Raw genomic sequence first — 16,111 nt, forward strand, 5'->3', positions numbered from 1 at the left:
ATGTTCGAACAGTCACTACGATCGCCCGTTCGTGACGTGCCGCGTGAGGTCGACGGCTTTCGCACGATGATGGCCGTTCAGATCTCGATTCGGAACGTGCTGAACGACAGAATGCTGACGGCGCTCGGGGTTCAGTTCTCGCAGGGCAACGCGCTGGCCCATCTCGCGCGCAGTGACGCGACGTCATGTCAGGAGCTTGCGAAGTCGCTCGGCTGCGGAACAAGCCGCCTCACACGACTTGCCCAGGATCTGGAACGTCGCGGGCTGATCGTGAGGCGTCGGGATGGCCGGGACCGCCGCACGCTGAATCTGTCGCTTACGTCGAAGGGGCGAGAGATCGCGGAGCGGGTTCCGCCCGTCGTTGAGGAGGCCGAGCGGATCGTGCTGGGGCGATTGTCGGAGGAGGAACGGATGTTTCTCAGACGATTTCTCCGGCGAATCATTTGCGAGATCGAGGCATGAACGGTTACGCCCCGATTGCGCCATGCCAACGGACGCCGATGCGTGCGTCGTCGATCCGTGGTCCATGGCCCGAAACCTGTAGAGCGAGTGTCGCCACATGTCCCGCACTGCATTGATCGCTTGCCATACCTGCGACACGTTGCTGCGCAAGCTGCCGCTCGCCGGGAACACGCAAGCGCGCTGTCCGCGTTGCAATGAACTGCTTTACCGAGGCGGTGTTTCGAAGCTCGACCGCGTCTGCGCGCTCACGCTGGCCGCGCTGATCACGTTCGTGATCGCGCAGGGTTTTCCGATCCTCGAAATGAACGTGAACGGCATGCACGTGCAGACGACGCTGTTGGGTGCGGTGCGGGCGCTGTGGGATCAAGGTATGGGCATCGTCGCCGTGATGGTGTTCTGCGCGACGCTGCTGTTTCCGCTCACCGAGATGGCAGCGCTGCTGTACGTGATGCTGCCGCTGCGCGCCGGCCGCATTCCGCGTGGTTTTGGCACGGTGTTGCGCGCGATCGGATTGGTGCGCCCTTGGGGGATGATCGAGGTATTCATGCTCGGCATCCTCGTCACGATCGTCAAGATGGTGAGCCTTGCGCAGGTGGTGCCTGAAGCGGCGCTGTTCGCGTTCGCGGCGCTCACGCTGATGTTGACCGTCGTCGTGATGTTCGATCCGCGTGCACTGTGGGATCTGGCTGACGAACTGCGCGGCGACAACCACGCCGGCGACGAGGCGACGATCCAATGAAGACGACGACCGCTGGCCGTGAGGGCATGGCGAGCTGCCACGTCTGCGGCCAGGTTCAGACGCTTGCCGTTGATCGACGTGAGGTGCCGGCCCATTGTGCGCGCTGTGGAAGCATGCTGCACCAGCGCTTCCCGAATAGTCTTGCACGCACCTGGGCGTTTCTGCTTGCGGCAATGATCCTGTACATCCCCGCCAATCTGCTCCCGATGATGCGTACGTCGTCGATCGTCGGCTCGCAGTCGGACACGATCATGAGTGGCGTGGTCTATTTCTGGGTGTCGGGTGACTGGCCGCTCGCGGTGGTCGTGTTCGTCGCCAGCATTCTCGTGCCGATGCTCAAGCTCTGCGTACTGCTGATCCTGGTCATCACCGCCCAGTGTCGTTCCACCTGGCGGCCGATGCAGCGCACCACGCTCTATCGGGTCGTCGAGCACATCGGCCGCTGGTCGATGCTCGACATCTTCGTCGTGACGCTTACCGTCGCGCTCGTCCACTTCCGGTCGCTCGCCGTCATCACCGCCGGTCCCGGCGCGCTGGCGTTCGGCTCGGTCGTGATCCTGACGATGCTCGCGTCGTTGCAGTTCGATCCCCGTCTGATCTGGGATCCCGTTGAAATCTCTGGAAATCACCATGAATAGTCCGCAAGGCCCACAACGCGATTCCAATCCAGGTGCCGGCCAACCACCGACCATTGCCGATCCGGCGATCGCGAAGCGCGCCGGTTGGCTGCCGTCGCTGGTGTGGCTTGTGCCGCTGATTGCGGCGCTGATCGGCATCGGTCTCGTCGTCAAGTCGGTGCGCGAACGAGGTCCGGAAATCACGATCAGCTTTGCCAATGCGGAAGGGCTCGAGCCCGGCAAGACGCAGGTGAAATACAAGGATGTCGAGGTTGGCACGGTTGACGCGATCCGTCTTGCAAAGGATCTGTCGCATGTGCTGGTAGACGTCCGGCTCAAGAAGGAAGCCGAAGACTTCGCAGTGAAGGGGTCGCGCTTCTGGGTCGTGCGCCCGCGCATTGGCGCGACCGGCGTATCGGGCCTCGGCACGTTGCTGTCGGGCGCATACATCGGCGTCGACGCGGGCCGTTCGCAGGATAGCGAGCGCGCGTTCAGCGGCCTCGATACACCGCCTGCCGTGACGGGCGACCAGCGCGGTACGCAGTACACGCTGCGCGGCGATTCGCTTGGCTCGGTCGATATCGGCTCGCCCGTGTACTACCGGCGCGTGCAGGTCGGGCAGGTGGTCGGCTTCTCGCTGGACAAGCTCGGCACGGGCGTTACGTTCACGGTGTTCGTCAACGCGCCGTACGACCAGTACGTTCATGAAAATTCGCGCTGGTGGCAGGCGAGCGGCGTCGATCTGCGTCTCGATTCGAGCGGCCTGAAACTGAACACGCAATCGCTCGCCACTGTGATTCTCGGCGGCATCGCGTTCCAGTCTCCGGCCGATCAACCGCCTGGGGAAGTGGCTGCGCACGACACGGTATTCCAGCTGGCCTCGGACGAGGGGCAGGCGATGCGCGACCCGGACGGTGAACGCGTGCCGGTCGTGATGAACTTCAATCAGTCGCTGCGCGGACTCGCGGTGGGTGCGCCGGTCGACTTCCGCGGCATCGTGCTCGGCGAAGTGACCAACATCGGCATCGACTACGACGCGAAGGCGAAGAGCTTCAAGATGCCGGTGACGATGAATCTGTATCCGGAACGGCTCGGCAAGAGTTTCCGGGACGCGATTCGCAGCAAGGGCGAACCGGAACGTCGACGGATCCTGCAGCGACTCGTCGAGCACGGGCTGCGCGGCCAGTTGCGCACCGGAAACCTGTTGACGAGTCAGCTCTACGTCGCACTCGATTTCTTCCCGACGGCGCCGGCCGTGAAGCTCGATGTCAGTCACGAGACTGTCGAACTGCCGACCGTGGCGAACACGCTCGACGAGCTGCAGTCTCAGGTGGCCGACATCGCGAAGAAGCTCGACAAGGTGCCGTTCGACCAGATCGGTGCAAATCTGAACAGCGCGCTGTCGAACGCCGACAAGCTGTTCAAGCAACTCGACACGCAGGTCGCGCCACAGGCGCGCGACACATTGTCGGCGGCGAAGCAGACGTTCACGGCCGCCGAGGCGACGCTGCAGCAGGACTCGCCGCTGCAGTCCGACGTGCGCGGCGCGCTGAAGGAGCTGACGCACACGCTGCAATCGCTGAATGCGCTCGCCGACTATCTCGAGCGTCACCCCGAATCGCTGCTCAAGGGCAAGCCAGGAGATCAACAATGACGACACGCGTGAACGGTTTCTCGAGCGGCGCTGCGGCTGCCTTCGCCGTGCTGGCGCTCGCCGCGTGCAGCTCACCCCCCGCGAGGTTCTATACGCTGAGCCCGGTCGACGCTGCGGCGCCCGTGCACTCCGCGCCCGCCAACCCGCCGTTCCTGATCGAGGTGCCGTCCGTCGGTGTGCCCGAGCAGGTTGCGAGGAACCAACTGGTCGTGCAGAAGAACGCCGCGCAGGTGGATGTGCTCGAGCAGGAACGCTGGGCATCCCCACCCGCCGACGAGATCCGTCGTGCGCTGTCCGATGATCTTGCCGCGCGGCTCGGCACGATCGACGTCGCGAACTCCGCGACTCCACCCGGCGTGCCCGTGTACCGCATCAGCGTGAACGTGCAGCGCTTCGAGTCGTGGCCGGGCAAGCGCGCGGCGGTCGATGCGGTGTGGAGCGTGCGCTCGCTCGCCACGCAGGCCGTGATGACCTGCCGCACGAGCGTCGCGGAACCGGTTGACGACGGCTACGACGCGCTCGTGGTCGGCCACCGGCGTGCACTCGCGGCACTAGCGAGCCAGATTACCGGGGGTGTCGAGGCGATTGAAACGTTGCGTACCAGATTCGTGAAAGCGCGTGTCTCTGGACAATCCAGGGCGGTGAATCTGTCACAGGCTTCGACTGTGCCTTGCCTCAATTTATCGCGCTGAACGCGACCATCGGGCTGATGCCGAAAAGCGCGGCCCGGCTGTAGACGCCATGCAGGCGTGGCACGGGACCATGACGTGACGAAAGTACCGTCGATTTACCGGGCGATGCAATCGTAAAAAGGAGACGTTATGGACCGCCTGGTGGCTATGAAGGCCTTTGTTCGCGTGGTCGACTGTTTGAGCTTCACCACGGCGGCCAGACATCTGCATCTCGCGCCAGCCACCGTATCGCGCCTCGTTCAGTATCTCGAGAAGCAGGCCAACGTGCGCCTTCTGAATCGAAGCACGCGCACCGTCAGTCCGACTGAAGAGGGCCGTGCCTACTACGATGCCTGCGTTCGCGTGTTGGAACAGATCGACAACATGAACGCGGAGGCTGCAAACGCCGGGTGCGCGCCGGAGGGGCGGATCAAGGTCGGACTTTCCTCCGCGATTGCGAAGAGTGTGCTGATTCCCGCGCTGCCGTCGCTGCTTGATGCGTTTCCGAAACTCGATGTGGAGATGGCGATCTCCGACAACCCTTTCGATTTCGCAAAGGACGCGGTGGATTGCACGATCCATATCGGTACCGTACGGGAGAACAGCGTGATCGCGAAGGGAGTGGGGTGGATCGATCGAATCATGGTTGCGTCGCCGGCCTATCTGGCTCGCCACGGTGAACCTCGTAAACACGCAGAACTGAAAGACCATATGACCGTGGCAGCCGCATGGGATGACGGAACTGGACTGAAACCCTGGGAGGTCCATGTCGGCGGTAAGGCCGCGCCGATTGTGATGAAGAGCCGGATCATGGTGAACGACGCGGATGCGGTCATTTCGTGCGCGCTAGCAGGACTGGGCATCATCTCGGGCTACCGCTTTGCGCTCCGCTCCTATCTTGACGATGGCTCGCTCACGGAGATAATGCGAGGCAGCTTCGCGGAGGCGAAGCCGGTGAGCATCGTGTATTACCCGAGTCGCCATATGCCAAACAAGCTACGCACTTTCATCGATTGGTTCAAAGCAGTATTCGAAGAGGCGATCGAGGATTCCGGTCATTCCTCCCGTGATCCCGGGAAGCAGAAAACACGTGGTCGTTGTTAGCTGTTGCTTTGGCTTTAATTGGCCCCAGGCGGGCTGTCTTTGCGTGCGACGACAATCAGTCGTCCGGGCGTCTATACGGAGAATAGCGAAGGCGGCCGTGGCCAAACGCCCTCGACACGGACGTATCGCGCGGGGATCCAGCAGTCCGACTTGCCGACGCTACGTCGCTCGGTGCCGGGACGGTGTTTCATCGGATTCCGCCGCTTCACCGCGATCGGCCAAGGTGACGCCCAGTGCGCTCTGGACAGCCTCGAATCGCGAGCTGACATTGAGTTTCTCGAAGATATTCTTCAAGTGCCACTTGATGGTCTCTGGCGCAACGCGCAATGCGCGTCCGATTTCCTTATTGGAAAGACCATGAGCGATATGGCCCAGGATTTCGATCTCGCGAGAACTGAGCAGGTCTCGGGCCGTGCGCGATTGGTCGTCAGTCGTCGGTATCCACTGTTCTTCGAACGCGGCGAGCAGTCGATCCAGAAAGGCTTTTTGAATACCTGCAAGATCGGGCGTATCACGCGCCCATTTCCTGAGCAGGTGCAGCAACGGCTCGCCCTCGTCGACGAAGCTCCCGATCATATCGTTTGCCTGCGCATAGCGCAGTGCGTCTTCCAGTGCCTTGAATGCCGCGTCACACGTGTTGTCCTGCAGGAGCGCCAACGCGCGCAGTAGGGATATCCGGGCTTCGTGGTACTTCATCCCGGCTTGGGCTAGCGTGTTTCTCAATGCGTCGAGCCGTTCGACAGCTCGGCCCGGCTGACCAGTCGCAATGTCGAGCCGTGCCTTCACCTCGCACCAGCTTGCCCACGTGATGATGAAGCTGCCCATCGGCATCGGAATCTGCTCTGGCATGAGCGGATCGAGCGCATCGGCGGTTTCTCTTGCTCGATCGATCCAGCCACGCTGAAGACAGAGCCGCACGATGTCGGCATCACACGCTGCACGTAAGCGCAGCCAGCTTCGGGTGGTGGCGATTTCGGTCGCCTGTGTCAGGCAGAGCAAGGCAGACGCAATATCATTGCTCCTCGCATACAGTCGGGCAGCGGTACGACAGAAGTTCGACAGTGAGCCGAGCGGACACGCTTCCGCCGCGATGGTCGACCGGTCGTCGATCAACTGCCATGCGCGGGACAAATCGTTCTGTTCGTAGCAAACAGCAGCCAGATAGCCGGCTGGCACCGCTGCCGCCGCGGAGTTGCGGAATACGTTTGCTTCCGCATAGGCGATGGCAGAGGAGAACAGCGCTTTGGCCTCCGCCAGGCGGCCGCACACGAGCATGTTCAGCCCGAACATGCATTCACGATAGACGCTCGCGTAGAGACATTCGGGATCGTCAATCCTGGTTCCGGATCTTTCGAGCCTGATGTGCTCAACCTCGTCGAAGCGACCGGCGTAGATCAGGCCGAAGATGTGTGCCGTCTCCCCGATTCGCCTGACCCACGCCGACAGCGGCAATGACGAGGCTGCGACTTGTCCCCCGAACTCGAGCGACTGACAGCTGTCGTCTCCAAATCCGGAAATCGCTGCGTCTACCGCAGTCAGCTCGATGGGGAACGTCGAGTTTCGTTCATCTTCAATTTGCGCGCTGTCAGTGCCCCGGTGCGAGAAGTCGGCTTTCACGGGCCGCAACACGTCGTCGGCTTCCGAGACTCGCATCAGGAATGCCAGCGCCCAGGCTTTGGCAAGCTGCAATCGTATTCTCGACTGCACCACTTGAGGTGGAAGCCTGCCGATCAAACTCAGTAACGCGCTGATGTCGCTACGATCCATCAACGTCATCGCGCAGCCTTCGACCCAGGTCGCTGCCTGCTGCGTCTCACCGGCAGCCAGGGCATGACGTACCGCGTCCGGCCATTGGCGCTTGCTCGCGAACCACTGACTGGCACGATGATGAAGTTTCGGCAGATCGTCGGGTAGCTGCCGGGCGGCTCGCCGTCTGAGCGCGTCGGACAGCAGCGCGTGATACCTGAACCATTGCCGTTCGTCGTCGAGCGATCGGATAAACAGATTGTTCCGCTCCAGCCAATCGAGCTTTTCCCAACTGTGGGCGTTGGCTCCGATGATCGCATCGCACAATTCGGCATTCATGCGGTCGAGAATCGACGTCCGAAGCAGAAATTGATAGACGGCTGACGGCAGGCGCGTAAGGACGGCTTCGTCGAGATAGGCGTCGATGCCGAATCGGTTGCCGGTGAGATCTCGCGCTACCTTGATTGTGTCCGGTTCCCCCTTCAGCGACAGTGCAGCGAGCTGCAAGCCTGCAATCCATCCCTCGGTTGCTTCGTGCAGTAATTCGACGGCGGAGCGGTCGAGCATCGCGTTGCCTGCATGCGCGAAGAACGTTTGCGCATCGTCGGCTGAAAAGCGTAGGTCGGAAGCGTCTATCCGCAGCAGTTGGTCCTGGGCCTGGAATTGTGCAAGTGCCAACTTGGGTTCTCCACGCGCGCCGAGCAAGACGTGAAAATTCTCTGGCGCATAGCGCAATAGTCGTAGCACGACCGCGCATACCGCGGTGGATGTGAGACGGTCGAAGTCGTCCAGGATCAGGAATACCTGTTTGCCGCAGATGGCGATTTCGTTGAGCAGAACAGAGATGACGATTCTGCTCGGGGTCAACGGATCCTTGCGCAGCAATTTTTCGGCTTGTTGCCCGACCCCCCGCGTACCTTGGCTCAGCGAAGCGACGAGGTAGGCGCCGAACTGATCGGGATCGTCATCTTCGTTGTCCAGACTGAGCCACGCGACGAGTTGATGGCGTGCGCGTAGCACCTCGCACCATTCGGACAATGTCGTCGTTTTTCCGAATCCCGCCGGTGCGGTAATCAGAGTGACCGTGTGCTCGGACGCCGCGGCCAGCTTTTTCAGCAGCGTGCGGCGCGATACCCGGCACCGCGGCGGACGCGGTGGCGCCATCTTCGTTTGTATTAACGAAAGATTCCAGATGTACTCGTCAGAATCGGTCGGTGACGTCATTGCAATCGGTGCGAAATTCACCTTGTCATGATAATAGGTGCCGTAGTCAGGACGGTGAGGGTTTTCCCACGGGAGGGGGGCGCTTACCTTCCTCCCCCCCGGTGTTCGGCTTCCAACCCCCCCTTCGCCAGGCACACGCGCCTCCCACCTGCCCGTAGTCTTTCAGTCAGGTTCACGTCCACGCCGCTCGACAACGCGTTCATCGCATTGCGTCGTGCTGGTGGGGCGCGATTCGTCAGGTCAAGCGTTTCCCAACTGTCCGTCGAGGAATCAATGGTAGCTACCGCTTCGCTGATCGACCAATCGTCGTCGGCCTACGCCTATCCGCTGCTGATTAAGCAACTGTTACATACGCCCCTCGCGGTTAGCCCGGAGCAGGAGATTGTTTACCGGGGACAGGTGCGGCACAACTATTGGACGCTGCGTCACCGTATCGGGCAAGTGGCCAACTACTTGCAGGCATTGGGCGTAAGACCGGGAGACACGGTTGCTGTCATGGACTGGGACAGCCATCGCTATCTGGAGTGCTACTTCGCCATCCCGATGATGGGTGCCACGCTGATGACGGTCAACGTCAGGCTGTCGCCGGATCAGATCGCATACACGTTGAATCATTCTGGCGCGTCCGTTCTGCTGATCAATGCGGAGTTTCTGTCTGCGCTCGACAAGATTCGCGGAGAACTGCGTCACATCGATCGGTTCGTGCTGATTGACGATAGCGGAACGGTCGAGGTGCCCGCATATTTCGTGAACGAATACGAAGCGCTGCTGGAAGAAGCGTCACCGGAGTTCGATTTCGCCGACTTCGACGAGAACACGCGGGCGACGACCTTCTACACGACGGGCACGACGGGTGCGCCGAAGGGTGTCTATTTCTCGCATCGACAGATCGTCCTCCATACGCTGGCGACCATGGCTGCTCTCGCCAGCTCGCCGAGGCAGGGGCGCATCGATCGGGACGATGTCTACATGCCGATCACGCCGATGTTTCATGTCCATGCGTGGGGTATGCCATACATCGCGACCGTTCTCGGAATCAAGCAGGTGTATCCCGGGCGCTATTTGCCGGAGACGCTGCTGGAGTTGATTCGACGCGAGAAGGTCAGTTTTTCACACTGTGTGCCGACCGTCATGCAAATGTTGCTGACCCATCCCGCCGGAAAGGATATCGACCTGAGCGGGTGGAAAGTGATCATCGGAGGCTCGGCGTTGCCAACGGGGCTCGCCCAACTCGCGCTGGCGCGCGGCATCGACATTTTCGCGGGCTACGGCATGTCGGAGACCTGTCCGGTGCTGACCTTGGCGCAAGTCAAGACATCGATGCTCGATGACGAATCGCAGTCGGTAGATATCCGGACGAAGGCCGGCTTGCCGATCCCGCTGGTCGACCTGCGCATCGTCGATACCGAAATGCACGATGTAGCGCATGACGGCAAGACGCCTGGCGAAGTCGTCGTGCGGGCTCCGTGGCTGACGCAAGGATATCTCGACGACGCGAAGGCGTCCGAGACGCTCTGGGAGGGCGGGTATCTGCATACCAACGACATCGGGGTCGTCGACAGCGACGGGTATTTGCAAATCACGGATCGCATCAAGGACGTGATCAAGACGGGTGGCGAATGGGTGTCTTCGCTCGAGGTCGAGAGCCTGATTTCTCGTCATCCGGCTGTCAGTGAAGTTGCCGTCGTTGGCATCAAGGATGAGAAATGGGGAGAGCGGCCGCTGGCGCTGGTCGTGCTCAAGCCTGACGGCGTCGCGGACAAGAGCGCGATTCAGGAACATCTGGCCGAGTTTGTCGAACGCGGGATGATTTCCAAATATGCGATTCCCCAATCGATTCTGTTCGTCGAATCGTTGGAAAAGACCAGCGTCGGAAAAATCAATAAGAAAGCATTGCGCAGCTTGTACGCGAACGCGTGACCAGTCGGTACCCGCCAGGATCGGCCTGCGTGCCTGACATGGCGAAATCAAAAGAAGGCATTCACCGCTTCGTCTCGTCATGGGCGACGACGGTGAATCAGCCTGTAAAACTGGAGACGGAAGAATGACAACAGTGCTCGATTCGAGAGACTCGTCCGTGGTGCCGTTCGTGCGGTGCTTCGCCCGATGATGCGTCGTCGGCCGAATCCATTTCACTAACCTGCATCAGTTTGCGACGAGAGCGATATGACTGGCATAAGCGCGGGCCTCGACGGCATTCAGCAATGGATAGGCAAGGAACTTGGCGTGTCTGCCTGGGAACAAGTGGACCAGGCGCGTATCGACGCGTTTGCTCGCTGTACCGGCGACCATCAGTGGATTCACATCGACCAGAACCGCGCCCGGCGCGAGAGCCCGGTCGGCACGACCATCGCGCACGGTTATCTGCTGTTGTCCTTGATTGCGCCGACTTCGTTCGAGGTCTTCATCAAGCCCGCCGGCGTGAGCATGGCGCTCAACTACGGGCTCGACAAGGTTCGTTTTTTGACGCCCGTGCCGGCCGGCGCACGTGTACGCAATTGCATCACGTTGCTGTCGGTTGACGACAAGGGCGCAGGCAGAACGCTGCTGGTCACGGAGAACGCATTCGAGGTCGAAGGCGAAACCAAACCGGCCCTCGTCGCGCAAGCGCTGACGATGGTGCTCAGGTAAGTCTGGAGCGAACGAATCATGGCGACTCGAAAGAACGATGACAGCGCGACACCTCAATCGCGCGACTCCCATGATGATCTTGGCGCCGCAGCAGCCGATCGCGTGCTGGGCCCGAATCCCTTTGTCGGCCTGCGTGGGCGGGATGTAGTGGTTGGCGCGAGTGAGCTCGCGATCGCCGCGGCCAGGAATCCGTCGCTGTTGCTTGAGCAGGAAGCAGCGCTCATCCGTGAGCTGACGGCCATCCTGATTGGCAAGTCCGACGTCGTGCCGGATGCGTCGGACAAACGGTTTCAAGAGCCCGCGTGGACGTCGAATCCGCTCTATCGAGCGGTACTGCAGGGACACCTTGCGTGGTCTCGTGCGCTCGGTCAACTGGTCGAGCATTCGGGGCTGTCCGGCAGCGCCCGGGAGCGAGCGCAGTTTGTCGTATCGATGCTGACCAGCGCGGCGGCGCCGACCAATACGTTGCTCGGCAACCCGGGCGCACTCAAGCGACTCATCGATACGGGGGGCGCGAACGTCGTCTCGGGTGTGCTGAATATGCTGAAGGACGTCGCGGTCAATGGGGGGATGCCCGCCCAGGTCGATACCGGTGCGTTCAAGGTCGGTAAAAATCTTGCGCTGACGCCGGGGGCCGTCGTGTTCCGCAACGAAGTGCTGGAGCTGATTCAGTACAGTCCGGCTACCGAGTCGGTGCATGCGCGCCCGCACTTGCTCGTTCCACCTCAGATCAACAAGTTCTACGTATATGACTTGGCACCGGGCAGGAGCGTGGCCGAGTTTCTCGTGAAGCACGGCTTCCAGGTATTCATGGTCAGTTGGAGAAATCCCAAGTCTACCCAACGGAATTGGGATTTCGATACATACGTCAAGGCACTGATCGAGGCAATTGCGGCGATACGTGACATCTCCGGCGCCGAGGACGTCAATGTTCATGGCGCGTGTTCCGGCGCCATGACGATCTCGGCGTTGCTGGGGCATCTCGCGGCATCGAATCAGCCGCTTGTCAACGCGGCGACGCTGATGGTGGCCGTGCTCGACAGCCGTGCTGAATCGCAATTGGGGCATTTCATCGATGCCGATACGATTGCGCTCGCAAAAAAAGGATCGGCCGCGAAAGGTGTGCTCGAGGGCAGGGAAATGGGTCGCGTTTTCGCGTGGATGCGCCCAAACGATCTGATCTGGAATTACTGGGTCAACAACTACCTGATGGGCAATGCCCCGCCGGTATTCGACATCCTGTACTGGAACAACGACACGACGCGATTGCCAGCCGCATTCCATGGCCGGTTGCTCGACATCTATGCGAACAACCTGCTCACCACGCCATCGGCGATGACCGTGCTCGGCACGCCGATCGATCTGTCGAAGGTGACCTGCGACAAGTATCTGCTCGCAGGTACCACCGACCATATCACGCCGTGGCAAGGCGTGTTCAATACGTCGAAGGCGTTTGGTGGTGCGAATGAATTCGTATTGAGCTCAAGCGGACACATCCAGAGCATCATCAACCCGCCAGGAAACGCGAAGGCGAAGTTTCTTACCGGGAGCCATTCGGCCGAGGCCGCGGATGAGTGGTTGGCCGGAGCAACCAGCAACGCGGGTTCATGGTGGGGCCATTGGGCCGAGTGGCTGGAAGCCAGATCCGGGCCTAAGCGCGAGGCGACGGAAAAGCTCGGCAGCACGAACTACCCCAAACTCGACACTGCACCTGGACGTTACGTAGTTGAAGGTTAGTGAAATCCTCGATTCTGATGATATTGCCTTTTTTTGACCGCCACGGAGGTGAACCATGGATAACGCTTCTCAACTATTTGACGACATCGTCAAGCTGGTTAAGCAGTACAACGTCCCAGGCATCCAACTCGATGCCATTCTGAGTTCGAGGCGCAAGGATCTCGAAGCGATGCTGGAAATCGGGAAGACGCTGCAAGGCGGTGGTCAGTCGATCGCGCAAAAGCAGGCGGAGATTCTGCGTACATCTCTCGAGGATTTGCGCAACGTGCTGACCGCGCAGACGAGCGCGGAGCGAGACAAGGTTGCCGCCGCGAACGAGACGATTCAACGCGCGTTCGGCAATGTCAGTGAACTTGTCCAGATCGCGCTGCAGTCGCAGTCCGCTGCATTCGACACGCTGCGTGCGCGGACGGAGGCAAGCCTTGCGGAGTGGCGCGCGTTGTTGCCGATCGATATCGGACGGCCTCAAGGAGGGAAGGAATGAGCGATCGCCATTCCAGCGGCACCGAGTCTCCGGACGAAGCGTGTCGGATCGGGGAGGCGGAGGTCAGGACGCTGGAGGTGGACGGCCAGAGCCTGAAAGTCGTCATCCGAACGGGTTCGCTCGACGGCGCACCGCTGTTGATCTTCAACGGCATCGGCGCAAACCTGGAATTGCTGGAACCCTTCACCACCGAACTCACGGGCATTGAGACGATCGCCTTCGACGTGCCGGGCGTCGGTGGATCGCCCGCACCGACCCTGCCTTACCGATTCTGGGGACTGGCGCGGCTGATCAACCGCATGATGCTGCAGCTTGGCTATGACGGGCAGATCGACGTAATGGGTATTTCTTGGGGGGGAGCGCTCGCGCAGCAGTTTGCCTTCCAGTTTCCGGGGCGGTGTCGGCGCCTGGTACTGGCGGCGACGTCTCCGGGCGTGCTGATGGTGCCGGGCAAACTGTCGGTGCTCAGCAAGATGGTGAATCCCCGCCGCTACTCGGACGCAAGATTTCTCGAACGGGTGGGTGCCGATCTGTATGGTGGCGCCTTTCGCGATCACCCTGAACGGTTGCGCGAACACGGCCGCCATTTGCGTCCTCCCCGCGGCCGCGGCTACCTCTATCAACTGCTTGCGGCCTGGGGCTGGAGCAGCCTGCCGTGGTTGCCGATGCTGAGCCAACCCACGCTAGTGATCGCGGGCAACGACGATCCAATCATTCCGATGGTGAATGCCAAAGTGCTTGCCACGATGATTCGGAAAGCGAAGCTGAACGTCGTCGATGATGGTCATCTGTTCATCGTCAATCGACCTCAGGAGATCGCATCGATGGTCCGGCAATTTCTGTCGGACGAGGGTGCGCCGAGCCCGTCATTGTCCGTGCATCAGGAGAACGAGCAGTGACGGTAGTGTAGGGCCCGCACTCGAGTTACAGATCGGTGCGCGGCTGCATGGGTAGTAATGAAAATAATGATCGGAGTTTGGAGGAAGACAATGAAATCAGCATGGCGTCAGGGAGTATTCGCGTTTTGTGTTGCAGGATTGTTGGGTGTGACGTCTGGAATGGCACGAGCGCAGAGCAGTGTCACGCTATATGGCGTAGTCGACGCGGCCCTGCTTTACACGAGCAAATCGTTGAATACTCAGACTGGGGCGAACGACGGCCACAAGTTCGCAATGATCGACGGAGCGGCGTCGGCATCGCGATTCGGCATGAGAGGCGTCGAAGATCTCGGTGGAGGATTGAAGGCAACCTTTGTTCTCGAGAGCGGCATAGATATTTCGAACGGCGGCTTCGGTAATTCGAACGGCAACATGTTCGGCCGTCAGGCCTGGATCGGATTGAGCGGTGATTTCGGAGCGGTCAAGGCCGGTTTGCAATACTCGCCATTCGTGCTGTCGCTGATTTCGACTGATCCGCGTGATATCGCTTACTTTGGCAGCGGTGCAGTTCTCTACGTCGACAACGTGCTGGTCACCGGGCTGTTCAATCAGAATGCCGTTTCCTATACCAGCCCGGTGATTGCAGGCTTTCAGGGAAGCGCGATGTTCGGGCTCGGCGGGAAGGCGGGCGACTTTCAGTCGGGACGACAATATTCAGCTAGTTTGAAGTACCAGTCAGGCGGATTTTTGGTTACGGCCGCACTTTACAGCGGTAACGCCGGCAGCACGGCAGGCACGCCGATTCCCAGCACCGTGCCGTTTACCGGACGTACCATCGGTGCCGCGTACAGTTTCGGTAACTTGACCGTTAAGGGATCCTATGCGCTATACAAAGTGAGCGGGTCGTTTGATAACCGGGTGTACGGAGCAGGGGCGAGCTACACAATTACGCCTGCGGTCGAAGTCGACGCGGGTGCCTGGTTCACGAGCGACGGCAACGATACGGGAAATAGATCGATTCTGGCCGCAACCGGGTTGAAGTACTTCCTGTCGAAAGCGACAACCATTTATGGACAGGTCGCGATGGTCCATAACCACGGCCAGATGAACACGGGGTTGTCGATTAATGGCGCTCTGCATGAAGTGCCCGGAACTTCGGTGGGCACCACGGTGGGCCTTCGGCATACGTTCTAGATGTAGGTGGCGGGATCGCGACGCCATGGAGAAGGCGCCGCGCGCTGCGTCCATCGAGCCCGTGCTCGGAGTGCCTCTGTCGGTCAGTATTTTGAATTGCCCGCGGGCCCGAGCACATTGTATGCAGGCGCATGATAACCAACCGTGCTTTACGTCCGATTAGCAGTCGAATGTAGTTGACCGCTCACATCAATCACAATAATTGAAATTTGTGAGCGCCTTTCTATCGGCAGCAAGGTTACGAGCATCTTTTCCATTTCGGAAGCGGATGAGGGCAATGCCGATACTTCAGGGTTTCGCGGCATCGGCTTACCTCGGTACTATTCTCGCCGATTCCTCACGAGACCAGCAGACTGCCGGGACTGCGAGCGAGAAAGTGCCGAGGACAAACTTCGGCTTTCTGCCATCGGACAAACGGCTTCAAGCTAGAGTTGACCGCTGTTGTCTCGAGAGGCTCGTTCGAACGGACATGGCGGTATCAGCGGCGATATCGCGCTCCCAATCGCCCCGACACCGCTGGCGTTCGGGATTTTTCAACCAAGGCAGACGCTGATTTTGCGGTGCGGTCCGACGACAGCAGTCAAGTTGAGGAAGATTTTTGGTATCGCTAGCCGTATCAACTTCGAACGACCTGCTGGTAACGTTGTCCCCACATGAACGAGACTCAAACGATGGCAGCACGCTCGGCGGAAGGCCTCCAGGGACAGTTTGACGGCCGAATGTCGAGCGCTCCCAAGGACACGAACGGAGCTTCAACAGCTGCAGGATCGAGTGTTGGGGGCAACTATGGGGGCCACTATTTAGCGACAAAAGCTCATCGGCTTGATAGTAAAGGCTCATATCGGTTAATTCGAATCAGGCCTCAGCACCACGAAGTCGAACGGGCTCCGCCCAGGACCGTTCCAACAAAGCGCTGCCGGTCGGCTGACCGGCAGCGCTTTTTTGTTGATGACGATTTTCGCCGATACAC

13 protein-coding genes are annotated in these 16,111 nt (G+C 60.2%); 12 read left to right on the top strand and 1 reads right to left on the bottom strand.

The genetic code is table 11. From position 1 onward, the window contains the following. From U4Z64_RS07820 to U4Z64_RS07845, 6 genes are all read left to right on the top strand, one after another. Nucleotides 1-462, top strand: a complete 462-nt coding sequence (locus U4Z64_RS07820) for a MarR family winged helix-turn-helix transcriptional regulator (RefSeq protein ID WP_321819609.1) — start codon at nt 1-3, stop codon at nt 460-462. A 97-nt stretch (nt 463-559) separates the two neighbouring features. Beyond that, entirely contained in the window at nt 560-1,201 is a 642-nt protein-coding gene (locus U4Z64_RS07825) for a paraquat-inducible protein A (RefSeq protein WP_175689078.1), read from the top strand. Continuing rightward, nucleotides 1,198-1,839, top strand: coding sequence for a paraquat-inducible protein A (locus U4Z64_RS07830; protein ID WP_321819610.1), 642 nt, complete (start codon nt 1,198-1,200; stop codon nt 1,837-1,839). Before U4Z64_RS07825 ends, U4Z64_RS07830 begins: the two co-directional genes overlap by 4 nt. Next, the gene (locus U4Z64_RS07835; protein WP_321819611.1) at nt 1,832-3,472 is read left to right on the top strand and encodes an intermembrane transport protein PqiB; all 1,641 of its coding nucleotides are present in this window, start codon (nt 1,832-1,834) and stop codon (nt 3,470-3,472) included. The genes U4Z64_RS07830 and U4Z64_RS07835 overlap by 8 nt, the downstream gene beginning before the upstream one ends. Further along, nucleotides 3,469-4,164 carry a PqiC family protein gene (locus U4Z64_RS07840; RefSeq protein ID WP_321819612.1) on the top strand — a complete coding sequence of 232 codons (696 nt, stop codon included), beginning with the start codon at nt 3,469-3,471 and terminating at the stop codon, nt 4,162-4,164. Before U4Z64_RS07835 ends, U4Z64_RS07840 begins: the two co-directional genes overlap by 4 nt. Nucleotides 4,165-4,293: 129 nt before the next feature. Beyond that, nucleotides 4,294-5,247, top strand: a complete 954-nt coding sequence (locus tag U4Z64_RS07845; RefSeq protein WP_321819613.1) for a LysR family transcriptional regulator — start codon at nt 4,294-4,296, stop codon at nt 5,245-5,247. Between the two features lie 159 nt (nt 5,248-5,406). On the opposite strand, the gene U4Z64_RS07850 is transcribed toward U4Z64_RS07845, so the two are convergent. Beyond that, complete coding sequence (locus U4Z64_RS07850; RefSeq protein WP_321819614.1) at nt 5,407-8,217, bottom strand: LuxR C-terminal-related transcriptional regulator; 2,811 nt, start codon at nt 8,215-8,217, stop codon at nt 5,407-5,409. Between the two features lie 273 nt (nt 8,218-8,490). Between U4Z64_RS07850 and U4Z64_RS07855 the strand changes: the two genes are divergently transcribed. The 6 genes from U4Z64_RS07855 to U4Z64_RS07880 all read left to right on the top strand — a co-directional run bounded on the left by U4Z64_RS07855 (nt 8,491) and on the right by U4Z64_RS07880 (nt 15,141). Further along, nucleotides 8,491-10,137 (top strand): fatty acid--CoA ligase, encoded by a 1,647-nt coding sequence (locus U4Z64_RS07855; RefSeq protein WP_321819615.1) that lies wholly within the window; start codon nt 8,491-8,493, stop codon nt 10,135-10,137. A 246-nt stretch (nt 10,138-10,383) separates the two neighbouring features. Next, on the top strand, nt 10,384-10,848 hold the full coding sequence (locus tag U4Z64_RS07860; protein ID WP_321819616.1) for a MaoC family dehydratase: 465 nt from the start codon (nt 10,384-10,386) through the stop codon (nt 10,846-10,848). Between the two features lie 18 nt (nt 10,849-10,866). Beyond that, on the top strand, nt 10,867-12,585 hold the full coding sequence (locus U4Z64_RS07865) for an alpha/beta fold hydrolase (RefSeq protein ID WP_321812426.1): 1,719 nt from the start codon (nt 10,867-10,869) through the stop codon (nt 12,583-12,585). Nucleotides 12,586-12,640: 55 nt separating this feature from the next. Further along, on the top strand, nt 12,641-13,069 hold the full coding sequence (locus U4Z64_RS07870; RefSeq protein ID WP_175689087.1) for a phasin family protein: 429 nt from the start codon (nt 12,641-12,643) through the stop codon (nt 13,067-13,069). Continuing rightward, nucleotides 13,066-13,968, top strand: a complete 903-nt coding sequence (gene phaZ / locus U4Z64_RS07875; RefSeq protein WP_321819617.1) for a poly(3-hydroxyalkanoate) depolymerase — start codon at nt 13,066-13,068, stop codon at nt 13,966-13,968. Before U4Z64_RS07870 ends, phaZ begins: the two co-directional genes overlap by 4 nt. A gap of 90 nt (nt 13,969-14,058) precedes the next feature. Then, nucleotides 14,059-15,141 carry a porin gene (locus tag U4Z64_RS07880; protein WP_321819618.1) on the top strand — a complete coding sequence of 361 codons (1,083 nt, stop codon included), beginning with the start codon at nt 14,059-14,061 and terminating at the stop codon, nt 15,139-15,141. Nucleotides 15,142-16,111 lie beyond the last annotated feature (970 nt).

The sequence above is a fragment of the Burkholderia sp. BCC1996 genome, from assembly GCF_905339955.1.
In the GTDB taxonomy this organism is placed as follows: Bacteria; Pseudomonadota; Gammaproteobacteria; order Burkholderiales; family Burkholderiaceae; genus Burkholderia.

What these genes read in the sequence shown, in the direction of transcription:
- U4Z64_RS07845 (WP_321819613.1), top strand. Translation starts at nt 4,294, where the DNA reads ATGGACCGCCTGGTGGCTATGAAGGCCTTTGTTCGCGTGGTCGACTGT.
- U4Z64_RS07830 (WP_321819610.1), top strand. Translation starts at nt 1,198, where the DNA reads ATGAAGACGACGACCGCTGGCCGTGAGGGCATGGCGAGCTGCCACGTC.
- U4Z64_RS07860 (WP_321819616.1), top strand. Translation starts at nt 10,384, where the DNA reads ATGACTGGCATAAGCGCGGGCCTCGACGGCATTCAGCAATGGATAGGC.
- U4Z64_RS07825 (WP_175689078.1), top strand. Translation starts at nt 560, where the DNA reads ATGTCCCGCACTGCATTGATCGCTTGCCATACCTGCGACACGTTGCTG.
- U4Z64_RS07865 (WP_321812426.1), top strand. Translation starts at nt 10,867, where the DNA reads ATGGCGACTCGAAAGAACGATGACAGCGCGACACCTCAATCGCGCGAC.
- U4Z64_RS07850 (WP_321819614.1), bottom strand. Translation starts at nt 8,217, where the DNA reads ATGACGTCACCGACCGATTCTGACGAGTACATCTGGAATCTTTCGTTA.
- U4Z64_RS07820 (WP_321819609.1), top strand. Translation starts at nt 1, where the DNA reads ATGTTCGAACAGTCACTACGATCGCCCGTTCGTGACGTGCCGCGTGAG.
- U4Z64_RS07870 (WP_175689087.1), top strand. Translation starts at nt 12,641, where the DNA reads ATGGATAACGCTTCTCAACTATTTGACGACATCGTCAAGCTGGTTAAG.
- U4Z64_RS07840 (WP_321819612.1), top strand. Translation starts at nt 3,469, where the DNA reads ATGACGACACGCGTGAACGGTTTCTCGAGCGGCGCTGCGGCTGCCTTC.
- U4Z64_RS07835 (WP_321819611.1), top strand. Translation starts at nt 1,832, where the DNA reads ATGAATAGTCCGCAAGGCCCACAACGCGATTCCAATCCAGGTGCCGGC.
- U4Z64_RS07855 (WP_321819615.1), top strand. Translation starts at nt 8,491, where the DNA reads ATGGTAGCTACCGCTTCGCTGATCGACCAATCGTCGTCGGCCTACGCC.
- U4Z64_RS07880 (WP_321819618.1), top strand. Translation starts at nt 14,059, where the DNA reads ATGAAATCAGCATGGCGTCAGGGAGTATTCGCGTTTTGTGTTGCAGGA.
- phaZ (WP_321819617.1), top strand. Translation starts at nt 13,066, where the DNA reads ATGAGCGATCGCCATTCCAGCGGCACCGAGTCTCCGGACGAAGCGTGT.